The sequence below is a fragment of the Mesorhizobium sp. M0571 genome, from assembly GCF_040320985.1.
Lineage (GTDB): Bacteria > Pseudomonadota > Alphaproteobacteria > Rhizobiales > Rhizobiaceae > Mesorhizobium.
Genome location: NZ_JAMYQT010000054.1, coordinates 16,757 through 34,129, shown reverse-complemented (window position 1 = coordinate 34,129; position 17,373 = coordinate 16,757). Strand labels below are relative to the sequence as shown.

Here is a 17,373-nt window from a genome sequence, read left to right as displayed (position 1 = left end):
GGAACTGACCCGGATCAGCAACCGAGGCCGCCAACGCTGTGGCACCGATCGGGCCAATGCCAGGTATGGTCGATAGACGCCGTGCCACTTCATTCGTTCTTTGCTGGGCAAGGATCGACCGGTCGATGGTCTGGAGCCGGGCATGGGTGTCGAGCACCTGCTCGCACAGGAGACACAGAATCTGCAGTGCCATTGCCGGTACGTCCAATGTGGATTTCTTCGCGGCTATCTGGCGCGCCAGCTTAAGCGCCTGCTCCAAACCTTCGGGAATATCGATGCCGAACTCGGCCAACAGGCCGCGGATCATATTCACCAGTTGCGTACGCTGCTTGACCAGAAGATTACGGGTGCGGTGAAGCGATAGGGCCGCTTGCTGCTCGGCTGACTTCATCGCGACGAAACGCATGGTCGGGCGTGTCACCGCTTCGCAAATCGCTTCCGCGTCCACTGCATCATTCTTGCCGCGCTTCACATAGGGCTTCACGTAGGACGGTGGCATCAGGCGGACTTCGTGGCCGAGCTCCGTCAGCTCTCGAGCCCAATGATGCGATGTGCCGCACGCCTCCATGCCGATCAGGCAGGGCGGCAACTTGGTGAAGAACGGCAGAACCTGCGATCGGCGCAGTGCCTTGCGCACAACAACGTCTCCAGACGCGTCGACGGCGTGAACTTGAAAAATGCGCTTGGCCAGATCAAGGCCCACGGTGGTAATCTGCATGGCGGATGGCTCCTTAGCTCGGGTTGCCTGACAGCAAACCCACTGTGGCACTGTGATGCCGGGAGCGGGAGCCATCCACCTCATCTGCTTTCAGGGGGCGTGCAGGGCCGCAATAAACGACCGAGGTTGGGCGCATTGCCGCCGCTAGAGCTAACAAACGCTACGGAATGAAGAAGGGCAAGTAGTCTGGTGGAAGGAGTAGGGCCTCCGTCCACTTGCTATGCATCGGAATGTGCATATATTGTGCATATGAGAGGTCGGAGATTTGTCATGGCCCACGCACAGCTCGCACATTCCACGGTGATTTCCGGCTTTGTCGATAGCCTGCAGGAGCCGCGCACGCCTTATATCTCGCCGAAGCGCCTGTCGCAGGCGCTGGGCGTGAAGGTGGCCAACTTGGCCCAGCTGACCGGTGTCCACCGCAACACGCTCCGCAATCCCTCATCGGAGCGCCTGCAGGGCCGGATGCGCGAGATGGTGAAAGTGATCTCGGCGGCGACGGAACTCACCGGCGACGTCAACAAGGCGATCTTTTGGTACCGCAATGAACCGATCGCCGACTATGGCCATCGTACCGCAGCCGAGCTCGTCGCGGGCGGCCAGGTCGAGGCGGTTCTGGCCTTTATCCGGGATCTCGAGAATGGTGCGCGCGGGTGAGGATCACCCGCATCGGTCCAGACGAAATCTTCCATCGCTATCTGACTCCCAAATGGGCTTTCCTGCCCACCAGCGGTGCAGGCGCAGCGATGGACGGCGGTCGTTTCAACCGGCCAGGCATCGAAGCACTTTATCTGTCGCGTGCGACCCAGACGGCGCTTGATGAATACAAGCAGGGAGCCAGCATCACCCCGCCCGCCACCCTTGCCGCTTACAAGATCACGCTCGCCGAGGTAGCCGACCTTTCGCAGGGTTTCGACCCGGACATCTGGGACGGCCCGTGGAAGGAGTGGGATTGTGCCTGGCGCAAGGTCGCTCGCATCGACAAGAAGATCCCGCCATCGTGGAAGCTCGCGGATCTGGTCATCACCGCCGGACTTCGCGGCATCCTGTTTCCGTCGCTGCGTCACGCCGGCGGCACCAATCTGGTGATCTTTCCGGCCAATCTTGTCGACAGCGACCATGTCGCGGTTCACGATCCCGATCAACGGTTGCCGCACGACCAGTCGTCCTGGTGCTGAGTTATCGACCGTCTCTGGGATCGCAACGCGACGACGTCCCCCGTCACGGCGCTTGGTCCCCAACGACATCGTCCTCGCCGTCGCCCTCCCCGCTCGCCAGCCCGGCTGGAATATCGCCGGCCAGCAGCTTCTCCTTCGACAGCAGCCCTGCGTCCTCAAGCGCCTCGAAATCCGGTAGCTGGCGCAGCGTGTCGAGCCCGAACTGCGAGAGAAAAGTTTTCGTCGTCACATAAGTATAGGGCGCGCCAGGTTGCGGCGAGCGCGGACCCGAAGCGATAAGATCCTGCGCGCGCAGCACGCCGATCAGGTCGCGCGACACCTCCTTGCCGAAGAAAGAAGACAGCTCGCCACGCGTGATCGGCTGGAAGTATGCAATGCACATCAGCACGAGCGCCTCCGACTGCGACAGTTCTTTCGGCCCCTGCCCCGCGGCCGTGCCGAAGGCTGCGTGAATGGCATCGCCAAAAACCTTTCTGGTCCGGTGCTGCCAGCCGCCAGCGACTGACACCAGCTCATAGGGGCGGCCGGCGAGTTCGGCGCGGATGTCATCGATGATCAGCTCGAGATTGCAATTTCTCCCAACAACCCGCGCCAGCACCTCTCGCTGCACCGGTTCATTTGCGGCAAAGATCACCGCTTCGACGCGTCCCATCCACTCGCGCCAGCGCAATTCCGCCGGCAGATGTTCCAGCTCGGTGTCGAGCAACGCCGGCTGATCGTTTGCCTTGCGGCGGGCGGACGCTTCGCTCATCGCTAAAGTCCAAACAGGCGGAAGGTGGGGCGGCCGGACAGCTCACGCACGGCGTCGAGCTGTTGCAGCCGCTCGAACAGGCGGCGCGCCGCAAACCGCGACAGGTTTTTCGTCGTCAGCGAGCCCGAGACGGCGTCTTCACTGAGCAGCAGAAAGATCACGTCGCCGGCGCCTTTGGCGCGCAGTTTTGGTGCCGCCGCCAGCAGCTTTTCGGCGCGCCGCAACAGCTCGGTCGCCAACCGGCAGGCCTCCGTCGCAGCATGAACCAGCGCAATGCAGACCGCGCGCTCAAACCCTTTTTCGCCGGGCCGGATCCGTTTGCCGCCGCCGGCCTCGCCGCGAAAAGCCGGACCAAAGGCCTGAGCCAGCAGCAGCGGCAGCGGCCGCGGCCAGCGCAGGTTTTGCGCCAGTACCAGGTCGGCGAGCCACCAGGCAAAAAGCTCGGCATCGGGCCGCATGGCAACGACGTGAGCGGCGATCGCTGCCGCGGCGAACGGCGCCGGCCGCCCCGAGCGCGCCAGGTCGTCGATGTGTTCACAAAGCGCGGTCAGCGCCTCGACGTCTCGATGGAGACCCAGTTGCTCGGTGACCCGTGCCAGGCGATCGACAGCGGCGGCTGGCGGCACGAGCGCGAGCTGCCGCCAAGCGCCGAAGATGGCGCCGGCAGGACCAGGATCGGCTCCGGCCGGGCGCAGGTGCCACGCGTCGCGCAGGGCGGCCTCGTCCTCCGCGCGCCCGGCCAGCCGCATGCTGGCGGCGGCGCATTTCAGCGCCAGCCGCTGGCGCCAGGCGCCGGACCAGGCAGGCTGCGCGCGGGCGAGGCTATCGAGCGAAGCCAAGGCGGCGCCGGCCTGGAAAGCGGCGTCGGCGTCGCAAGCGTTACGGCCGGGCGCGAGCGCCCAGGCCGGAAGGGCAGGGGGCGCGGCTGGGGCGGCGGTCGCGGGATTGAGGCGAATCATGATTTCGAGGGTAAAGCGCCGGTGCGCTTTGCGCTAGAATTTTCGCGCCAAAACGCACAACCTGTCGGGGTAATAAAACGAACGATAATGTTGCATTATCGTTCGTTTTTGTCCTTACGTTGGAAATGGCCGTTGTCGCCCGCGTTTCAACGGTCGCAGGAGAGTTTCAGCGACCAAGACTGGTGGTCATTAAAGGAGGTTGGACGAACACGGGGCACGGGCATATCTGCCACAGAGGCTTTCAACCCTGCGGGCGCAAGTCTGTCACCGGCCGGTAGAAGATCACACGCACCGACGGAACAAGCTGGTTGAGGTAATCGAAATCCCGAACATTGCCGGTCAGGACCGTCGCGCCCAGCAGACCGGCCTGGTGAAAGATCAGCGCATCGTTGAGGAAGCGGCGTTCATGCCCCTCCCCTTTCGGCAGACGGCTCAGCCGGAACAGCAGGCCGGCAAGCATGCCGGCGCGTCCCCAGGCGGTGGCGTCGGGTGCATGCAGCCGGTGCACTGGAATGTCTTCAATCGTGCCTGCAACCACTTTCAGGACCGACTTCGACGTGGGATGCGCTGGCTCGAGCCGGCCGAACAGGTGGCTGAGCTCGGCAAGGCAGACGGCCGAGTGCTGACAGAGCCGATAGGTCAGAAGGTCATCGATCACTTTGGGCGTGCGGCCCTGAAGGACGTCCAGATAGACGCTCGTGTCGAGAAGCAATGCACCGCCGACAGGCGGCTGGTCCCCTGCCCAGGACAGAGCGGAATCCGGCCGCCGTTCCAGCCCGCCGGCACGCCGCTGTGGTTTGAGGGAACGCAGTGCGCTCCCGAGATCAAACGCCAAGATCAGTGTCTGCGGTGATGCTGCCCTTGCGGCGGACGAGCCGGGCGCCAAAATCGTCCTCGAGGGCCAGCCGCGACAAGGCGAGCTCCAGCAGCTCAGTGTCGGAGGTCACATGAGCGCGCTTCTTTGCCGCCTCGATCAATTCCGACGGCACCCTCCCGGAAAGGCGTGTGTTCTTGGCCGCGCCGAGAAGGCCGACCGCCCTCGCCTGCTCAAGCACCAGACGGTTCCGGGTGTGGGCGATCCGCTCCTCGCTTTCGGCTGCCGTTGCGCCACGTACGCTCATCCTGGATTCTCCTGTTGAACGAAACATAAGGGATGTTGAACATGAAGGCAAGGATCGGCACTGAGAAAGAGGGCCCTAGGAGGGTCAACACTGGATCGGACATGGTCCGTCGCCCGGTCATGCTATAGCACGACCCAGCGTGTGGTCGTACGCGACCGGCGCAAATCTCGGGAGCTATTGGTCAAGCACCTCGCGGTGGACAATTGGGCGCTTTGGTCGCACGTTGGGGCTCTCAGAATCGCACCACTGTGACATTCAAATGATCGAGAGTTTCGATGGGCAGTCCCCGTAATTTCATGACGCCCATCGACGCGGTCGACACCAGCGACCTGCCTGACATCGTCGACGTCGTCATGGAAATGGGGCACCCGGATGAGGCTCCCTCCCCTCCCACGCAGGTCCTCGACTCGCGACAAGCATCACTGCCTGCCCATCTCGAAAAGCTGGCCGACCGCGCGCGCGATTACGTCGAGGCGGCGAGTTTGGCAAACACCCGTCGCGCCTATGCCGCCGACTGGAAGCATTTTTGCGCCTGGTGCCGGCGCCAGGCGTTTGATCCGCTGCCGCCAGATCCACAGGTCGTCGGCCTCTACATCACGGCCCAGGCGTCAGGATCGGAACGGGACAAAAAGTCTGTGTCGACCATTGAGCGCCGCCTGTCGTCGCTGACCTGGAACTATACGCAACGCGGTCAACCGCTCGACCGGAAGGACCGGCATATCGCCACCGTGCTCGCCGGTATCCGCAATAAACACGCCTCCCCTCCCCGTCAAAAGGAAGCCATCCTGCGCGACGATCTTGTCGCCATGCTGGAAACGCTCGATCGTGGCACGCTGCGCGGTCTGCGCGGCCGCGCCATGTTGCTTTTGGGCTTCGCCGGCGGCCTGCGCCGCTCCGAAATCGTGGGCCTCGATGTTGCGCGCGATCAAACTGAGGACGGCTGCGGCTGGATTGAATTTTTCCCGGACAAGGGCGTGCTGGTTACGCTGCGAGGCAAGACCGGCTGGCGCGAGGTCGAGATTGGCCGCGGCTCGTCCGATGCCACCTGCCCGGTCGTCGCCCTGCAGACCTGGCTGAAGCTGGCCCGCATCGCGCATGGCCCCCTCTTCCGCCGCGTCACGGGGCAGGGCAAAGCGGTGGGCGCCGAGCGGCTCAACGATCAGGAGGTGGCGCGGCTGGTCAAACGCGCGGCCTTGGCCGCCGGCGTGCGCGGTGATCTTTCCGAGGGCGAGCGCGGCCAAAAGTTTTCCGGCCACTCGCTGCGTGCCGGCCTCGCGTCCTCAGCCGAGGTCGACGAGCGCTACGTGCAGAAGCAGCTCGGTCACACTAGCGCCGAGATGACCCGCAGATATCAGCGTAGGCGCGATCGATTTCGGATCAACCTCACCAAGGCGTCGGGATTATAGAGGACGGGTCCCTCCCCTGCCATTCTGGCATCCCTCTCCCAAATTCGGGCGTTGCGTGCCAATAGCTCAATTACGCTGACCAATTTCGGCGTCCGTCCTTGCGAATCAGGAATGGTACTCCATAATTGCGAGGATGATCGCCGCATCGAAACGCAACTCGCCGGACTGATAGAGCTCTCCCTGCGGTGGCACTGATTGGGCCGCGCCAAGTCGGCAAGACTACGCTTGCGCTCGAAATAGCCGAGACACGGCCGTCGATCTATCTCGATCTCGAATCCGATGCGGACAAAGCCAAGCTTGCGGAGCCGGAACTCTACCTTGCCGAGCATGAGGGCGAGTTGGTGATCCTCGATGAGGTCCATCGGCTTCCACTGTTCCAGAATTCATAGGAATGGCTCGACACGCCCTGCAATGATGCCACGTAGGGCGGCCTCGGCCGTCTCTGCCGGCCTCCCCCGCAGTTGTTCGGGCAACACCACGCCCGATGCTGCCTCACGGAGGCGCACGGCCATCTCCGCCAGCAGCGCCTCGGCTCTGGTGACAGGCAGATCGATGGTTCGAGCAAGTGCGAGAAAGTCGTGACGTGTCAGACGATCATCCTTGCCATTGAGCTTTAGCGCCATGCGATCGCCAGCGAGGCCAGGAAACACCCGGGTTGTGACGGCATCATAGAGCGGTGCAAATCGTACCGTCTCAAACTGACGCGACCCGGGACTGGCTATTTTGAGCAGAGCAAGGTTCTTCAGATGCATGTCGCCGTCGGCGATGAACCAGGCGAACAAGGCACGTCGAAACAGGATTTCGAGGTCAGCTAACGGGTCCGTCGAGAGCGGCCGAAGCCCCCGTCCCATGCGCTCGATCGTACCGTCATATTTGGCGGAGGCCGGAAGGTCCAGGATCGAGCAAAAGTCCTCCATCGCCAGCATCCTGTTATCGTCCAGGCTGCGTCGGATGTCGAAGCGCTCGACCACAAGCGCCGGCGGCATGCCATCGGGCATGTCGATCAGCGCGGCAGCAGGTACCTCGAAGCCAGCGACCCTGCCGAGCTCAAGGCAAAGCCACTCGACGATGGGTAGTGTCTCGAAGCCAGCCGTGCCGGCAGGTTTTAGAATATGAGTGAACGGCTGCTCCACCGCCGGCAGCAGCAGACCTTCCAGCGTCAAACACATAGGAGCTTTGATCTGGACCCCCGACAAGCGTGGCGTCTCCGCGTTGGTAAACAGCCTTGCGAGGTTCTGCTCGAACGTTTCCTCGATCTCGCCCCTCGCCGGCCCCGCGTAGCGACCGGTGAAGCGGCCGGTCTCCGAGAAGGCCACGAGCTGGCCCTGCAAAATGTCGGCGGGAAGCTTGGCAAGCTCCGCACGGGTCTTGACGATGGCGATGTTCGACATATAGCGCTTGCCCGATTTGAGCACGTCGCGCTCATCGCGCTGATGCAGAACCTGAGCGAGCCACCCCTCCGGCAAGAGCGACTCGATGAATGGCGGCAGTTTGCCTGGCATCGTCTCGCGAATGAGCGGGGGGCTGCCTGTTCGGCCAGCAGGGTTCCATCGCCATTCGAAGCCGTCGTGGGTCAGTTGTCCGAGCGGGATTCCGTGCCAGGCAACGAGAAACTCCAATGCCGCCTTGTTGCCGGCGATTTTGTCGGCGTCGGCTCGCGCCAGCAGATAGCGTTCTGCCCCCTCCCCTTCCCGATACCAGCTGTTCTCGCGAGCGAGCGCCCAAACCGCGTCCGCGGCGGCTTGCGGCGATCCAAACTCCTCGATGATACGCGCAGCCATTTGTGCTCGCATCGGCCCGGCTATCGCACTCGCGTGCTCGCTACGCAGCCGGAAGGCTTCCAGAAAGCGCTGTCGTGGAGACGAAGCATCGGTGCGCAGCTCCCCCATGTTATCTCCGACCACGACGCGCACCGTCGAAGGGTGCGCCGGCGCCTCATTTTGAATAATCTCCAGTGTTCGCAGGCGGGTGCGCTGGTTGCGTCGCCCGCTGATAAACAGCCGCCCGTCCGGCGTAGGTCCGAGTAGAATCGCACTTGCCGATGACAGGTAGGCCGTTGGATAGAGGTAGCGTGCGATCCGAACCGCGTGGTCCAAGATCGTGGCCTCGATGTCATCCGCAGCATCGACATAGATACCGCGGACGAGTTGAACCAATTCGCCTACTTGCGCACGCAGATGGGCGCGCTTGGCGTCTATTGTCTCTCCAACTAGATGAAGCAAGGAAATTATCTCGCATCTCAGATGCGTGATAATTCGGCCAAGACGCAAACGATGTCAAGGATTATCGCGCATCTGAGATGCGAGATAATTCCGTGACCCCCAAAAGTTGCGAACGTACGTGTGGCTGGCCCCATACTCGAATTCGGCAACAGGATAGCAAGCACTGTGGGCGCTTGAGAATGCCGAGAAGCCGACGCAATGAGGCCGAGGCCAACCTTTGGGCCGGCTGTCGACCCGGCGGGAGATCATTCGCCTTAATCGGCTCATCGAGGCCGTTGAAGAGGCCGTGCAGTGGATCAGATCGTCCCTCTTTCTGCGGAGTGCGGCCAGCGCTCGTTCACTTTATCATTGCAGGAGGGCGATCCGTGGTGGCCTCGACCCTACCAGCCGGCTCGGCATGCGTAATAGCACGTCCATTGGATGATGCTGTTCTCATTCGCGCAGATCCGCGCTACGGCCACCATGATCAAAGCGCGCCGCGCCTGGCTTGGCGCGCTCCATCCGCGGTGGCGGCATGAACCCTGTCGCGTTCCTCTTGCCATGCGATCTCGTCGGCATCCTGCTGCGCGCGCGCAGTGTCGATGCCGGGATGAAAAAGGCCGCCGCGCGGTTTTCAGCACCGCTTCGACGATGGCCACCCTTAGCGAGTCGCGCGGAAGCTTGGACAGATCGATCTCGACGGCGGGAATCTTGTGTTCCCTGAGGCGCCGTATCTTGGCGTCGTCCGCGAAATGGGTGACGGCGACCTCGACGAACAGGTCATAGCCGTGAGCCCGAACATAGAGGTCGGGAATGATGGTCTTGGGATCGTTGTACTCAAGCCGAAGGAACTCGGTATCGACCTCCAGGCTGGGCTTCGTCACCACGTGTTTGTTATGAAGCCCAAGCCGCTCAGGTAGAAGCAGCTTCGGATCGCTGCGAAACGCTTCCTTGGCCAGCAAATGAAGGACGGTCTCGGGCCCTCCTCCGCACACCTCACCACCATGGTGCGCGAAATGGGGTACTTGGCGATCTGCTTTCAATCGGGCTACGAGTTGACTCTCACACGCGGGGCAAACGCACCTGCAAGCGAGGCCACGCTGGACTTCCCCTATGTGAGCGAATGTTCCGTCGAGTCGCTTCCCATAGACGAGTTGCGCCCGATCGGAGCCAAAGGACTTTCGCGCCTCGTCGCGATCGTGCTGGTCGGCCATCGCTTTAAAACCCGCGCCCTAATATCATCACCAATGACCAGTTCAAAAGGAGCCTGACTACCGTCGGCGGGCTGGAAAGGCCTTCCCTGCGCCCGTTCGCAGTTGCAACCTTTTTGCCCGCTGACGAACGCGATTTTACTGCCGTAAATAATGCTCTTTGTGGCAGAGAAAACATGCATTTAGCCAGCTGAGTGGGGAGAGTTCTTGCTTCGAAGGACGAGCAGCCGCTATTGCGACGATATTAGTATTCGCCAGTAAGAGGCCGGCAGGTGCCGTTAACCTTCTGTTAACCTAAAACTTCTTGCGGGGCTTTCCGAATCGGAGCTTAATGGCGCTTGTTGAATAGTTTCATCGCAAAAAGCGCCAATTCAGGTTTCGACGAGAATGAATATCGCCATGCGGCTACCACGCTTCGAGTTCGACGATAAGATTCTCGAGCAGGGTGCTGAGATATCGCGACGCCTCAATCAGCTTCGCATGGAGAAATTTCCACCCAATGCGACGAAGACGCTGCGTCCATTTTCGATGGCAGAAGTCGCCCACTATCTTGGTGTATCGCAAAACAATCTGAAGCGGCTTCACCTCGAAGGCAAGGGACCTTTGCCTGACCAAGTCCCTTCCGGCCGACGCTCCTACACGGCCGCACAGATGCTCGAACTTCGCCATTTCCTGGACCAGCATGGCAGGACCGAGGTCAAGAAGTATGTTCCGCATCGCAAGCCTGGCGACAAGCTCCAGGTCGTTGCTGTCGTCAACTTCAAGGGCGGTAGCGGCAAGACAACGACTGCCGCCCACCTCGCCCAGCACTTGGCTCTGACCGGCCACCGTGTCCTTGCAATCGATCTCGACCCGCAAGCCTCGCTGTCCGCGCTGCATGGGTTCCAACCCGAACTCGATCACAACCTCTCGCTTTATGAGGCGATCCGTTACGATGACGAGCGCCGGCCGATCTCCGATGTGATCGTGCCGACGAATTTTCCTGGGCTCGATATCATTCCGGCCAATCTCGAGTTGCAAGAGTACGAGTACGATACGCCGCTCGCCATGCAGGATAAATCGTCCAGTGCTGGCCGGCAATTCTTCGTCAGGATTGCAAAGGCCTTGTCCGAGGTGGACGACCGCTATGACGTGGTGGTTGTCGATTGTCCTCCGCAACTCGGCTATCTGACTCTGACGGCCATGTCGGCGGCGACGTCCGTTCTCATCACCGTTCATCCTCAAATGCTCGACCTGATGTCGATGAGCCAGTTCCTGTTGATGCTCGGCGGAATTTTGAAGACCATCAAAGCCGCCGGCGCGGCGATCGAGCTCGATTGGTTTCGCTACCTGATCACGCGATACGAACCGACAGACATTCCGCAAGCGCAGATGGTCGGCTTCATGCAGTCGATGCTTGCCGGCCAGATCCTCGATAATCCCATGCTCAAGTCGACGGCGATTTCGGATGCGGGCCTGACGAAACAGACCCTCTATGAGGTGGAGAAGTCGTCCTTTACCCGCTCTACCTATGACCGGGCGCTTGAATCGCTGGACGCGGTGAACTCGGAGATCACGGCTCTTGTCCATCGCGCTTGGGGGCGGTCATGACAGCGCGGTTTACGGCAGTAAAAAGCGGAAATTTTGATCGTGAAATCAGTCGACTAACCGCGAATCGGAGCGATTGAATGGCACGCAAGGACATTTTCGGCAGTGTCATGGGCCCCACAACGGCAATTGCCGATGGCCAGGACGTCTCGAGCTACGCCGTTCGTGGCGCATCACGGTCGATCATACAGTCGTTCGAGGAGCTCTCGAAGAGTTCAGTCGTCGATCTCGATCCGGCTTTGGTCGACACGTCATTCGTCTCGGACCGTATGGACGATGATGATGATGCGTTTCAGGAGTTGCTGACGGCAATTCGTGAACGAGGGCAGGATTCTCCGATCCTGGTCCGACCTCACCCTGAGACTTCGGGACGCTTTCAAACGGTCTTTGGCCATAGGCGCGTCAGGGTCGCCCGGCAGTTGGAAAGGCCTGTACGCGCTGTCGTCAAGAAGATGGACGATAGGGACCATGTCATAGCCCAAGGCCAGGAGAACGCCGCCAGAGCCGATTTGTCCTTCATCGAGCGGACGCTTTTTGCAGACCGCATTCTCAAGCGAGGCCATTCGCCTGACACAGTGAAATCAGCTCTTGCGCTCGACGATACGACCTTCTCGAAGATGCGTTCTGTGATCAGCAACATTCCAGAGCAGGTCATTTTTGCGGTGGGCGCGGCCAAAGGCATTGGCCGAGACCGCTGGTGGCAGCTTGCCAAGCTCATGGAGCATCCTGGTGCCGCGGCGAGGGCAACGGAGTGCGTGGCAATCGCCGATTTCGCGCAGCCAGGCAGTGAGGCCCGTTTTGCCCGTCTGTTCGACTTTGTGAGCGCCCCGGTGAAGCGCCCGCGGGCGCCATCGAAGCCCCAGGAGCGGGCCTGGGTACCCCAGGACAAATCGGTTCGAGCCAAGATCACCGACACGGGAAAAGTGTTTACGCTTGCCTTGAAGTCCAAGGAAGCGTCGCCCTTCGGCGCATTCATTGCCGGCAAACTCGATGAGCTTTTCGAGGCTTTTCGGGCGTCGGAAATGGCGAAGAAAACAGGAGACTAAGACCGCAAAAGAAAAAGGCCCCCGAACGTCACCGTCGCGGAAGCCCTTCTCAAGTCTGTAGCAAGCTGAGAATCGCATTTCCCCGAATCACTGTCAAGAGTCGTGGCGTCGTTTCGGCGAGTTGATTTCTTTTGCCTGATTGAAAGGCGAGGGAAATGGAGAGTGGGTATGGAACGACGCCCTTTGGGCGGCGGCCGATGACGCTTGCGCTGGTGCAAGCGAACGCGGCATCACGAGAGATTCCTGATGGAGCTCTTGTCGAGAAGTGGCAGGTCTATCGTTGGTTGTGCGAAGGCAAGGCTGTCGTAGGTGTGGGAGATCGCGCTCTGGCCGTGCTGAGCGGGCTCTTGTCCTTCTATCCGGACGACCAGATCAGCGAGGAAAACGGCCTGATGGTCTTTCCCTCGAACGCACAGTTGTCACTGCGCACACACGGCATGCCCAGTTCCACATTGCGGCGACATCTGGCCGAGCTGGTGAGTTGCGGCCTGATCATCCGCCGGGACAGTCCAAACGGCAAAAGGTTCGCCCGGAAAGGGAAGGGTGGCGCTATTGAGGAGGCGTTCGGATTCTCACTGGCGCCGCTGCTGACGCGGGCCGCTGAGTTTCAGCATGCTGCCGAACAGGTGCGCGCCGACAGCCAGGCGCTCCGGTTAATGAGGGAGCGGATTACGCTCCATCGTCGCGACATCCACAAGCTTGTCGAGGTTGCGATCGAGGAGGGCGTTCCTGGCGCCTGGGGAGCCATCTGGAGACGGTTCAGGGCCATTGTAGATGCAATCCCGCGGCGGGCAGGGCTGTCCGAACTGGAGGCAATCGTTGCCGAGCTGACCAGACTTCATGACGAAGTGGACATGATGCTGGAAAACTTCATGAATTCCATGAATCCTAGCGCCAATGAGTCCCAAAATGAGCGGCAGCAATCTGATTCAAACACAGACTCCATTTTTGTATTTGAACCGGCTTTAGAGAAAAGCAGGGCGACGGTCGAGCCAAGACCGGCAGCCGACGAGAAACCCAAAAGCTATCCGATAGGGCTTGTGCTGAAAGCCTGCCCCGAAATTTCAGACTATGCCGTGCGCGGGATCGGAAACTGGCGCGATTTGATGATCACCGCGGCCCAGGTACGAGGCTACCTTGGTATTTCACCCTCAGCATACGAGGAGGCTTGCCATGTGATGGGCCAGGAGACCGCCGCAATCGTGATTGCCTGCATCTTGCAACGGGCCCAGCACATCAACTCGGCCGGCGGTTATCTGCGGGTTTTGACCGAAAAGGCGAGGGCGGGGCAGTTTTCGGTTGGGCCTATGCTGATGGCGGCGTTGAAGGCGAACGGTATGACAGCAAGGATGACAGGGTAAACCATTGACGGATCGGCTCGCGCTGATGCGGGGCTTGCATGGCACACCATGTGAGGCTATATTTGGCCTCACATGGAATGGAGAGTGAAATGCTAGCGTTTGGAAATGTCGCCGACGTGTTGGGGCTGCCCGTTAAGGAGGTGGCGTCACGGTCGCCTTTCGGGCTGATCTCCCGGATCGAGGATGGACTTCCCGTCGGGGCGCTCGAGCGCGTTGCGCATCTTCTGGCGCCTGGCGATGCTCAGTTCAAATACCGGCTGATCCCCAAGGCGACCTATGAGCGGCGCAAGACGGTACATCGTCTCTCGTCGGACGAGGGCACACGATTGGCCCGCGTGGCGCGCGTCTGGGGACTTGCTGTCGATGTCTGGCAGAACGAAGAGGAAGCGCGCGATTTCTTGTTTCGGCCGCACCCGATGATTGAGGACAAGCGACCGATCGACGTCGTTATCCTGAGCGAGTTTGGCGCCGAAATGGTGGTCGATATCCTCGGAGGTCTGAAGTACGGCAGTGCTGCGTGACGGCGCAGACTCTCGATCGCACGCTATCGTCCTTTCGCATCGGCAATCCGGCCGGCACCTACCCGATCTTCGACGCGACCGGCTCGACAATCGCGCCAGGGCGATGGAACACGCCCGGAAGTCCTATCATCTACACCAGCGAGCACTATTCGACGGCCTTGTTGGAAAAGCTGGTGCATGGCAGCGGCCGACTGCCGCCCAACCAGCACTACCTCGAAATCACAATCCCGCGCGGGCTGAGCTACGAGGTCTTTTCCCAGCCGTCACTGCCCGGCTGGGACACGATGCCAGCGACGGTGAGCAAGGGATTTGGCGAAACCTGGTGTTTAGAACGGCGCAGCGCCATCCTGCTGGTACCGAGTGTCGTGGCGCGTCTCGATTGCAATGTGCTGATCAATCCGGCGCATCCGGAGTTTTCAAGGATCCAGACCAGCCTCCACCAGCCCGTCTATTGGGACCGGCGGCTGTTTGGCGCGTAGGCTTTCTGTCGGCTACAACCTTGAGGCCTTGCGCAGCCGGTCACGTCGGCGCTGATATTTCCGCGTCATCTCGGCCGCGGCGTGGCCGAGCTGCTTTTGCACATAGCGCTCGTCGACCTCGGCCGACGAGGCAAGGGGTATTCAGACGATTATCCGTGCCGCCCGGCCGAGCGTGCGTTCGGCATCGTTGTAGTAGTTGGACGCCTGTTGCACCGAGCGATGCTGCGACTGCTGCATGGCTTCGGGCAGCGGAATGCCGCGGCGTGCGGTTTCGGTGAGATAGCCGGAGCGCAGGCCGTGGGCGGAGAAGGCTTGCGGATCGAGCCCGGCCTCGGCGACGCGGCGCTTCAGGATCAGATTGACGGCTTGTGGCGTCAGGGCGCGTTTTTCGAGATTGCCCCAACGGTCGATGCCGCGGAAGACGGCGCCTTCGGTGATCTCGGCGCGTTCGAGCCAGCCTTTCAGGGCCAGAACAGGCCGGCCGACGAGCAGCACGGAGGCGTCGCTGTCGGCCTGTGTCGTCTTTGTCCGGCCGAGCCGGATCGACAGGCACGGGAGCTTGTTCGAAGAATCCGGAGCCTTGGGATCGGCCGGCACCGGCTCTTCTTCGACGATCTGCTCGAACCTGAGCGAAGCAATTTCGCTACGGCGGCGGCCGCCGGACGCGAAGGCGGTGATGAGAAGGGCGCGGTCGCGCACGTCGACGAGACGGTCCCCGGCGCAGGTGCTGAGCAGGGCGGTCAAAATGTCGGCGGTCACGGCTTTCTTGCTCTTGCGGCCGCACCGCCAGTTTTATGGCGCTCTGCAAGCCCGGGGCTGAAAAATTTCCGCGCAAACCGCGCCATTTGGTCAGCGTCGACCAGCTCGACAGCCGCCGGCGCACGGTGGCGGGCGCGTGCGGTCCGTCGCTGCGCAAAAGCCCTTGCGATTTCAGCGTCGCCGCGACGTCGGTCGGCATGCCGTGCGCCGGATCCGTTTCGCGTTTCGCAAAATCCCACAGGTGGTGCGCGACGAATTTGATCAGCAGCGCTTCGGGCGCCGGCCAGGGCAGCGGCTGTCCGGTGGCCGCCAGCGACCACGCCTCGAGATAGCCGAGGTCGGAGGCCAGCGCCCGCAGAGAATTTGCGCCAATGCCTTCCCTGGCCAGGTGGCGCAGCGTTGCGACGTCGTCATCGGTCAGGAGATCGGCCAGAAAATCGCGACGGTCGAACGGCAGCACGGAATCGAGCGCGTCGAGGGCTTCGGCCCGTCGCGCGACGAGTTCGGTGCTTTGGCGGCCGCCGGCGCGGGCAGGGGGCGTTTCTGGCATCGAGGGGACCTTTCGGGCGGGTTTCTGCGGCCGTTGCAGCCGTGCTTTGCGCCGAATCTAGCGCCTCTTGGCCGCCCAAGCCATCGCTATCGATAAGCGGTCATTATCGATAGTGATCTTTCTCCCTGAAGAAACACGACGTAAGTCCAGTGAGACCCTTACTAGCTTGACCAACGCGAATCAGCCATCATGAAAACAATGGCTTACACGCTCGACAAACTGCCCCTGGAAACCCTGATCGGGCCAGTTGTCCGCGCGACCGAGTGTCGGTTTTACTTCCCGATTTCAATTGAAACGCTAAGCTGAAAATCCTGCTCTCCGGGATCTCTACATGGCGGCCTGAAACGGGGGAGGGGAGGGGCTTTTTCAGAGGCCCGACGCCTTGGTCAGGTTGGTGCGGAATCTGTCTCGCCTCCGTTGATATTTGCGTGTCATCTCGGCCGAGGCGTGGCCGAGATGCTTTTGCACATATCGCTCCTCGATGTCGGCCGATGACGCTAGGCCGGCACGAAGGGAATGGCCCGAGAACAGCAACTCGCGTTCGCCTTCCGGAAGATCGGAACGGACGCCGGCGGCAAGGGTGGTCTGCTTGACCAGGCGCGCGACATGCTTGTCGGAAAGCCGCTCGGTGTCGACGGTCTTGTTGTCCTTGAAGATGCGCCGGAAGAGCGGACCCCGCGCGATGCGACCGAAGCGGATCCAGCTCTCGAGCGCGGCGGCCGGGCAGGTCTGGTCGGATGCTCCTAAACCGACCTCGACCTCGCGCCATCCCGTCTTGCCGCGCAGGGTGACCAGCACGCCTTTGCCGTCAAAAATCTCGATCCAGCCGGCGCCGTCACTGCGGTCGTCGCGCACGACGTCCAGACCGACGACTTCGGAGCGCCGAAGGCCGCCGGCAAAGCCGAGCAACAGGATCGCCCGGTCGCGCAAGCCCCGCAGATCATGGCCAAGCGTGTTGACCATCGCCTTGATGTCGTCGCCAAGCACGGCTTCCTTCTGCCGCGGCGGCTTTGCGTGCTGGCGGCGAATGCCGGCGAGTACGGTGGCGATGTGGCGATCCGCTCGATCCATCGGCTGGCCACGCTGGGTGAAGTTCCAGGCGAGACCGGATAGGCGGCGCTCGATCGTCGCGACGGAGAGCGATGGCAGGCCGCGTTTCGGATCGCCGGCAGCGCAGGCACCGATGTAGAGGCCGATGACCTGGCTGGAGGGCGGTAGCGGATCGAATCCTTCCCGGCGACACCAGGAGGTGAAATGCCGCCAATCCTTGGCGTAGGCGTCCCGCGTGTTCTCGGAACTGGCGGCCTTTGCGTAGGCCGTCGCGGTCTCGACGAGGGCTTCCAGCCGCGCCGGCGATGAGCCCATTTCCATGACCAGATCGACGATGTCGGGCAGATCGCCGTCAAGATCGTCGGCGTCCGAGAGATCGTTTTCGGTGGCATTGGCCGGGGGATTTTCCATGATTTGGCAGGCTACCGCCATACGTCCGATAAGGCAAGCTTACCGGACATAAAAGCGTTGCGAC

The 17,373-nt window shown here is 61.6% G+C and carries 18 protein-coding genes and 1 pseudogene; 10 read left to right on the top strand and 9 right to left on the bottom strand.

The window, feature by feature from the left end; translation table 11 throughout:
* Positions 1 to 718 (bottom strand): IS110 family RNA-guided transposase (locus NKI85_RS32345; protein WP_352780060.1); only part of this gene is annotated, 718 nt, incomplete at its 3' end.
* A gap of 270 nt (positions 719 to 988) precedes the next feature.
* On the opposite strand from NKI85_RS32345, the gene NKI85_RS32340 reads away from it, so the two are divergent.
* A complete protein-coding gene (locus NKI85_RS32340) occupies positions 989 to 1,375 on the top strand; it encodes a hypothetical protein (RefSeq protein WP_023680933.1) in 387 nt (128 codons plus the stop codon).
* A complete protein-coding gene (locus NKI85_RS32335) occupies positions 1,372 to 1,896 on the top strand; it encodes an RES family NAD+ phosphorylase (RefSeq protein ID WP_352780059.1) in 525 nt (174 codons plus the stop codon). Before NKI85_RS32340 ends, NKI85_RS32335 begins: the two co-directional genes overlap by 4 nt.
* A gap of 43 nt (positions 1,897 to 1,939) precedes the next feature.
* Here the strand turns inward: NKI85_RS32335 and scpB are convergent, their stop codons facing one another.
* The 4 genes from scpB to NKI85_RS32315 all read right to left on the bottom strand — a co-directional run bounded on the left by scpB (position 1,940) and on the right by NKI85_RS32315 (position 4,727).
* Entirely contained in the window at positions 1,940 to 2,647 is a 708-nt protein-coding gene (scpB, locus tag NKI85_RS32330; protein WP_352530539.1) for an SMC-Scp complex subunit ScpB, read from the bottom strand.
* 2 nt (positions 2,648 to 2,649) lie between these two features.
* Positions 2,650 to 3,606, bottom strand: coding sequence for a DUF1403 family protein (locus NKI85_RS32325; protein WP_352530541.1), 957 nt, complete (start codon positions 3,604 to 3,606; stop codon positions 2,650 to 2,652).
* Between the two features lie 241 nt (positions 3,607 to 3,847).
* Positions 3,848 to 4,441 carry a type II toxin-antitoxin system VapC family toxin gene (locus NKI85_RS32320; RefSeq protein ID WP_352780058.1) on the bottom strand — a complete coding sequence of 198 codons (594 nt, stop codon included), beginning with the start codon at positions 4,439 to 4,441 and terminating at the stop codon, positions 3,848 to 3,850.
* A complete protein-coding gene (locus NKI85_RS32315; RefSeq protein WP_352780057.1) occupies positions 4,431 to 4,727 on the bottom strand; it encodes a hypothetical protein in 297 nt (98 codons plus the stop codon). Before NKI85_RS32315 ends, NKI85_RS32320 begins: the two co-directional genes overlap by 11 nt.
* Positions 4,728 to 5,002: 275 nt before the next feature.
* On the opposite strand from NKI85_RS32315, the gene NKI85_RS32310 reads away from it, so the two are divergent.
* Together NKI85_RS32310 and NKI85_RS32305 are read left to right on the top strand one after the other, a co-directional pair.
* Complete coding sequence (locus tag NKI85_RS32310) at positions 5,003 to 6,133, top strand: site-specific integrase (protein WP_352780056.1); 1,131 nt, start codon at positions 5,003 to 5,005, stop codon at positions 6,131 to 6,133.
* Between the two features lie 185 nt (positions 6,134 to 6,318).
* Complete coding sequence (locus NKI85_RS32305) at positions 6,319 to 6,522, top strand: AAA family ATPase (protein WP_352530547.1); 204 nt, start codon at positions 6,319 to 6,321, stop codon at positions 6,520 to 6,522.
* Here the strand turns inward: NKI85_RS32305 and NKI85_RS32300 are convergent.
* Together NKI85_RS32300 and NKI85_RS32295 are read right to left on the bottom strand one after the other, a co-directional pair.
* On the bottom strand, positions 6,517 to 8,289 hold the full coding sequence (locus NKI85_RS32300) for a type II toxin-antitoxin system HipA family toxin (RefSeq protein WP_502900753.1): 1,773 nt from the start codon (positions 8,287 to 8,289) through the stop codon (positions 6,517 to 6,519). The genes NKI85_RS32305 and NKI85_RS32300 overlap by 6 nt on opposite strands.
* Positions 8,290 to 8,735: 446 nt before the next feature.
* Complete coding sequence (locus NKI85_RS32295) at positions 8,736 to 9,296, bottom strand: hypothetical protein (RefSeq protein ID WP_502896169.1); 561 nt, start codon at positions 9,294 to 9,296, stop codon at positions 8,736 to 8,738.
* Here NKI85_RS32295 and NKI85_RS32290 point away from each other — a divergent pair, their 5' ends adjacent.
* The 6 genes from NKI85_RS32290 (at position 9,297) to NKI85_RS32265 (ending at position 14,539) form a co-directional block, all read left to right on the top strand.
* Positions 9,297 to 9,605, top strand: a complete 309-nt coding sequence (locus NKI85_RS32290; RefSeq protein WP_352530597.1) for a hypothetical protein — start codon at positions 9,297 to 9,299, stop codon at positions 9,603 to 9,605.
* A 327-nt stretch (positions 9,606 to 9,932) separates the two neighbouring features.
* Positions 9,933 to 11,135, top strand: a complete 1,203-nt coding sequence (gene repA, locus NKI85_RS32285) for a plasmid partitioning protein RepA (protein ID WP_352530551.1) — start codon at positions 9,933 to 9,935, stop codon at positions 11,133 to 11,135.
* Positions 11,136 to 11,212: 77 nt separating this feature from the next.
* Positions 11,213 to 12,178 (top strand): plasmid partitioning protein RepB, encoded by a 966-nt coding sequence (gene repB / locus NKI85_RS32280; protein ID WP_352530553.1) that lies wholly within the window; start codon positions 11,213 to 11,215, stop codon positions 12,176 to 12,178.
* A 155-nt stretch (positions 12,179 to 12,333) separates the two neighbouring features.
* Entirely contained in the window at positions 12,334 to 13,539 is a 1,206-nt protein-coding gene (gene repC, locus NKI85_RS32275; RefSeq protein WP_352530555.1) for a plasmid replication protein RepC, read from the top strand.
* 89 nt (positions 13,540 to 13,628) lie between these two features.
* Positions 13,629 to 14,060 carry an antitoxin Xre-like helix-turn-helix domain-containing protein gene (locus NKI85_RS32270; RefSeq protein WP_352530557.1) on the top strand — a complete coding sequence of 144 codons (432 nt, stop codon included), beginning with the start codon at positions 13,629 to 13,631 and terminating at the stop codon, positions 14,058 to 14,060.
* Positions 14,057 to 14,539 carry an RES family NAD+ phosphorylase gene (locus NKI85_RS32265; RefSeq protein ID WP_352530559.1) on the top strand — a complete coding sequence of 161 codons (483 nt, stop codon included), beginning with the start codon at positions 14,057 to 14,059 and terminating at the stop codon, positions 14,537 to 14,539. Before NKI85_RS32270 ends, NKI85_RS32265 begins: the two co-directional genes overlap by 4 nt.
* 141 nt (positions 14,540 to 14,680) lie before the next feature.
* Here the strand turns inward: NKI85_RS32265 and NKI85_RS32260 are convergent.
* Positions 14,681 to 15,848 (bottom strand): annotated as a pseudogene (locus NKI85_RS32260) (site-specific integrase).
* A gap of 366 nt (positions 15,849 to 16,214) precedes the next feature.
* Positions 16,215 to 17,309 (bottom strand): tyrosine-type recombinase/integrase, encoded by a 1,095-nt coding sequence (locus NKI85_RS32255; protein WP_352780054.1) that lies wholly within the window; start codon positions 17,307 to 17,309, stop codon positions 16,215 to 16,217.
* Positions 17,310 to 17,373: the final 64 nt, after the last annotated feature.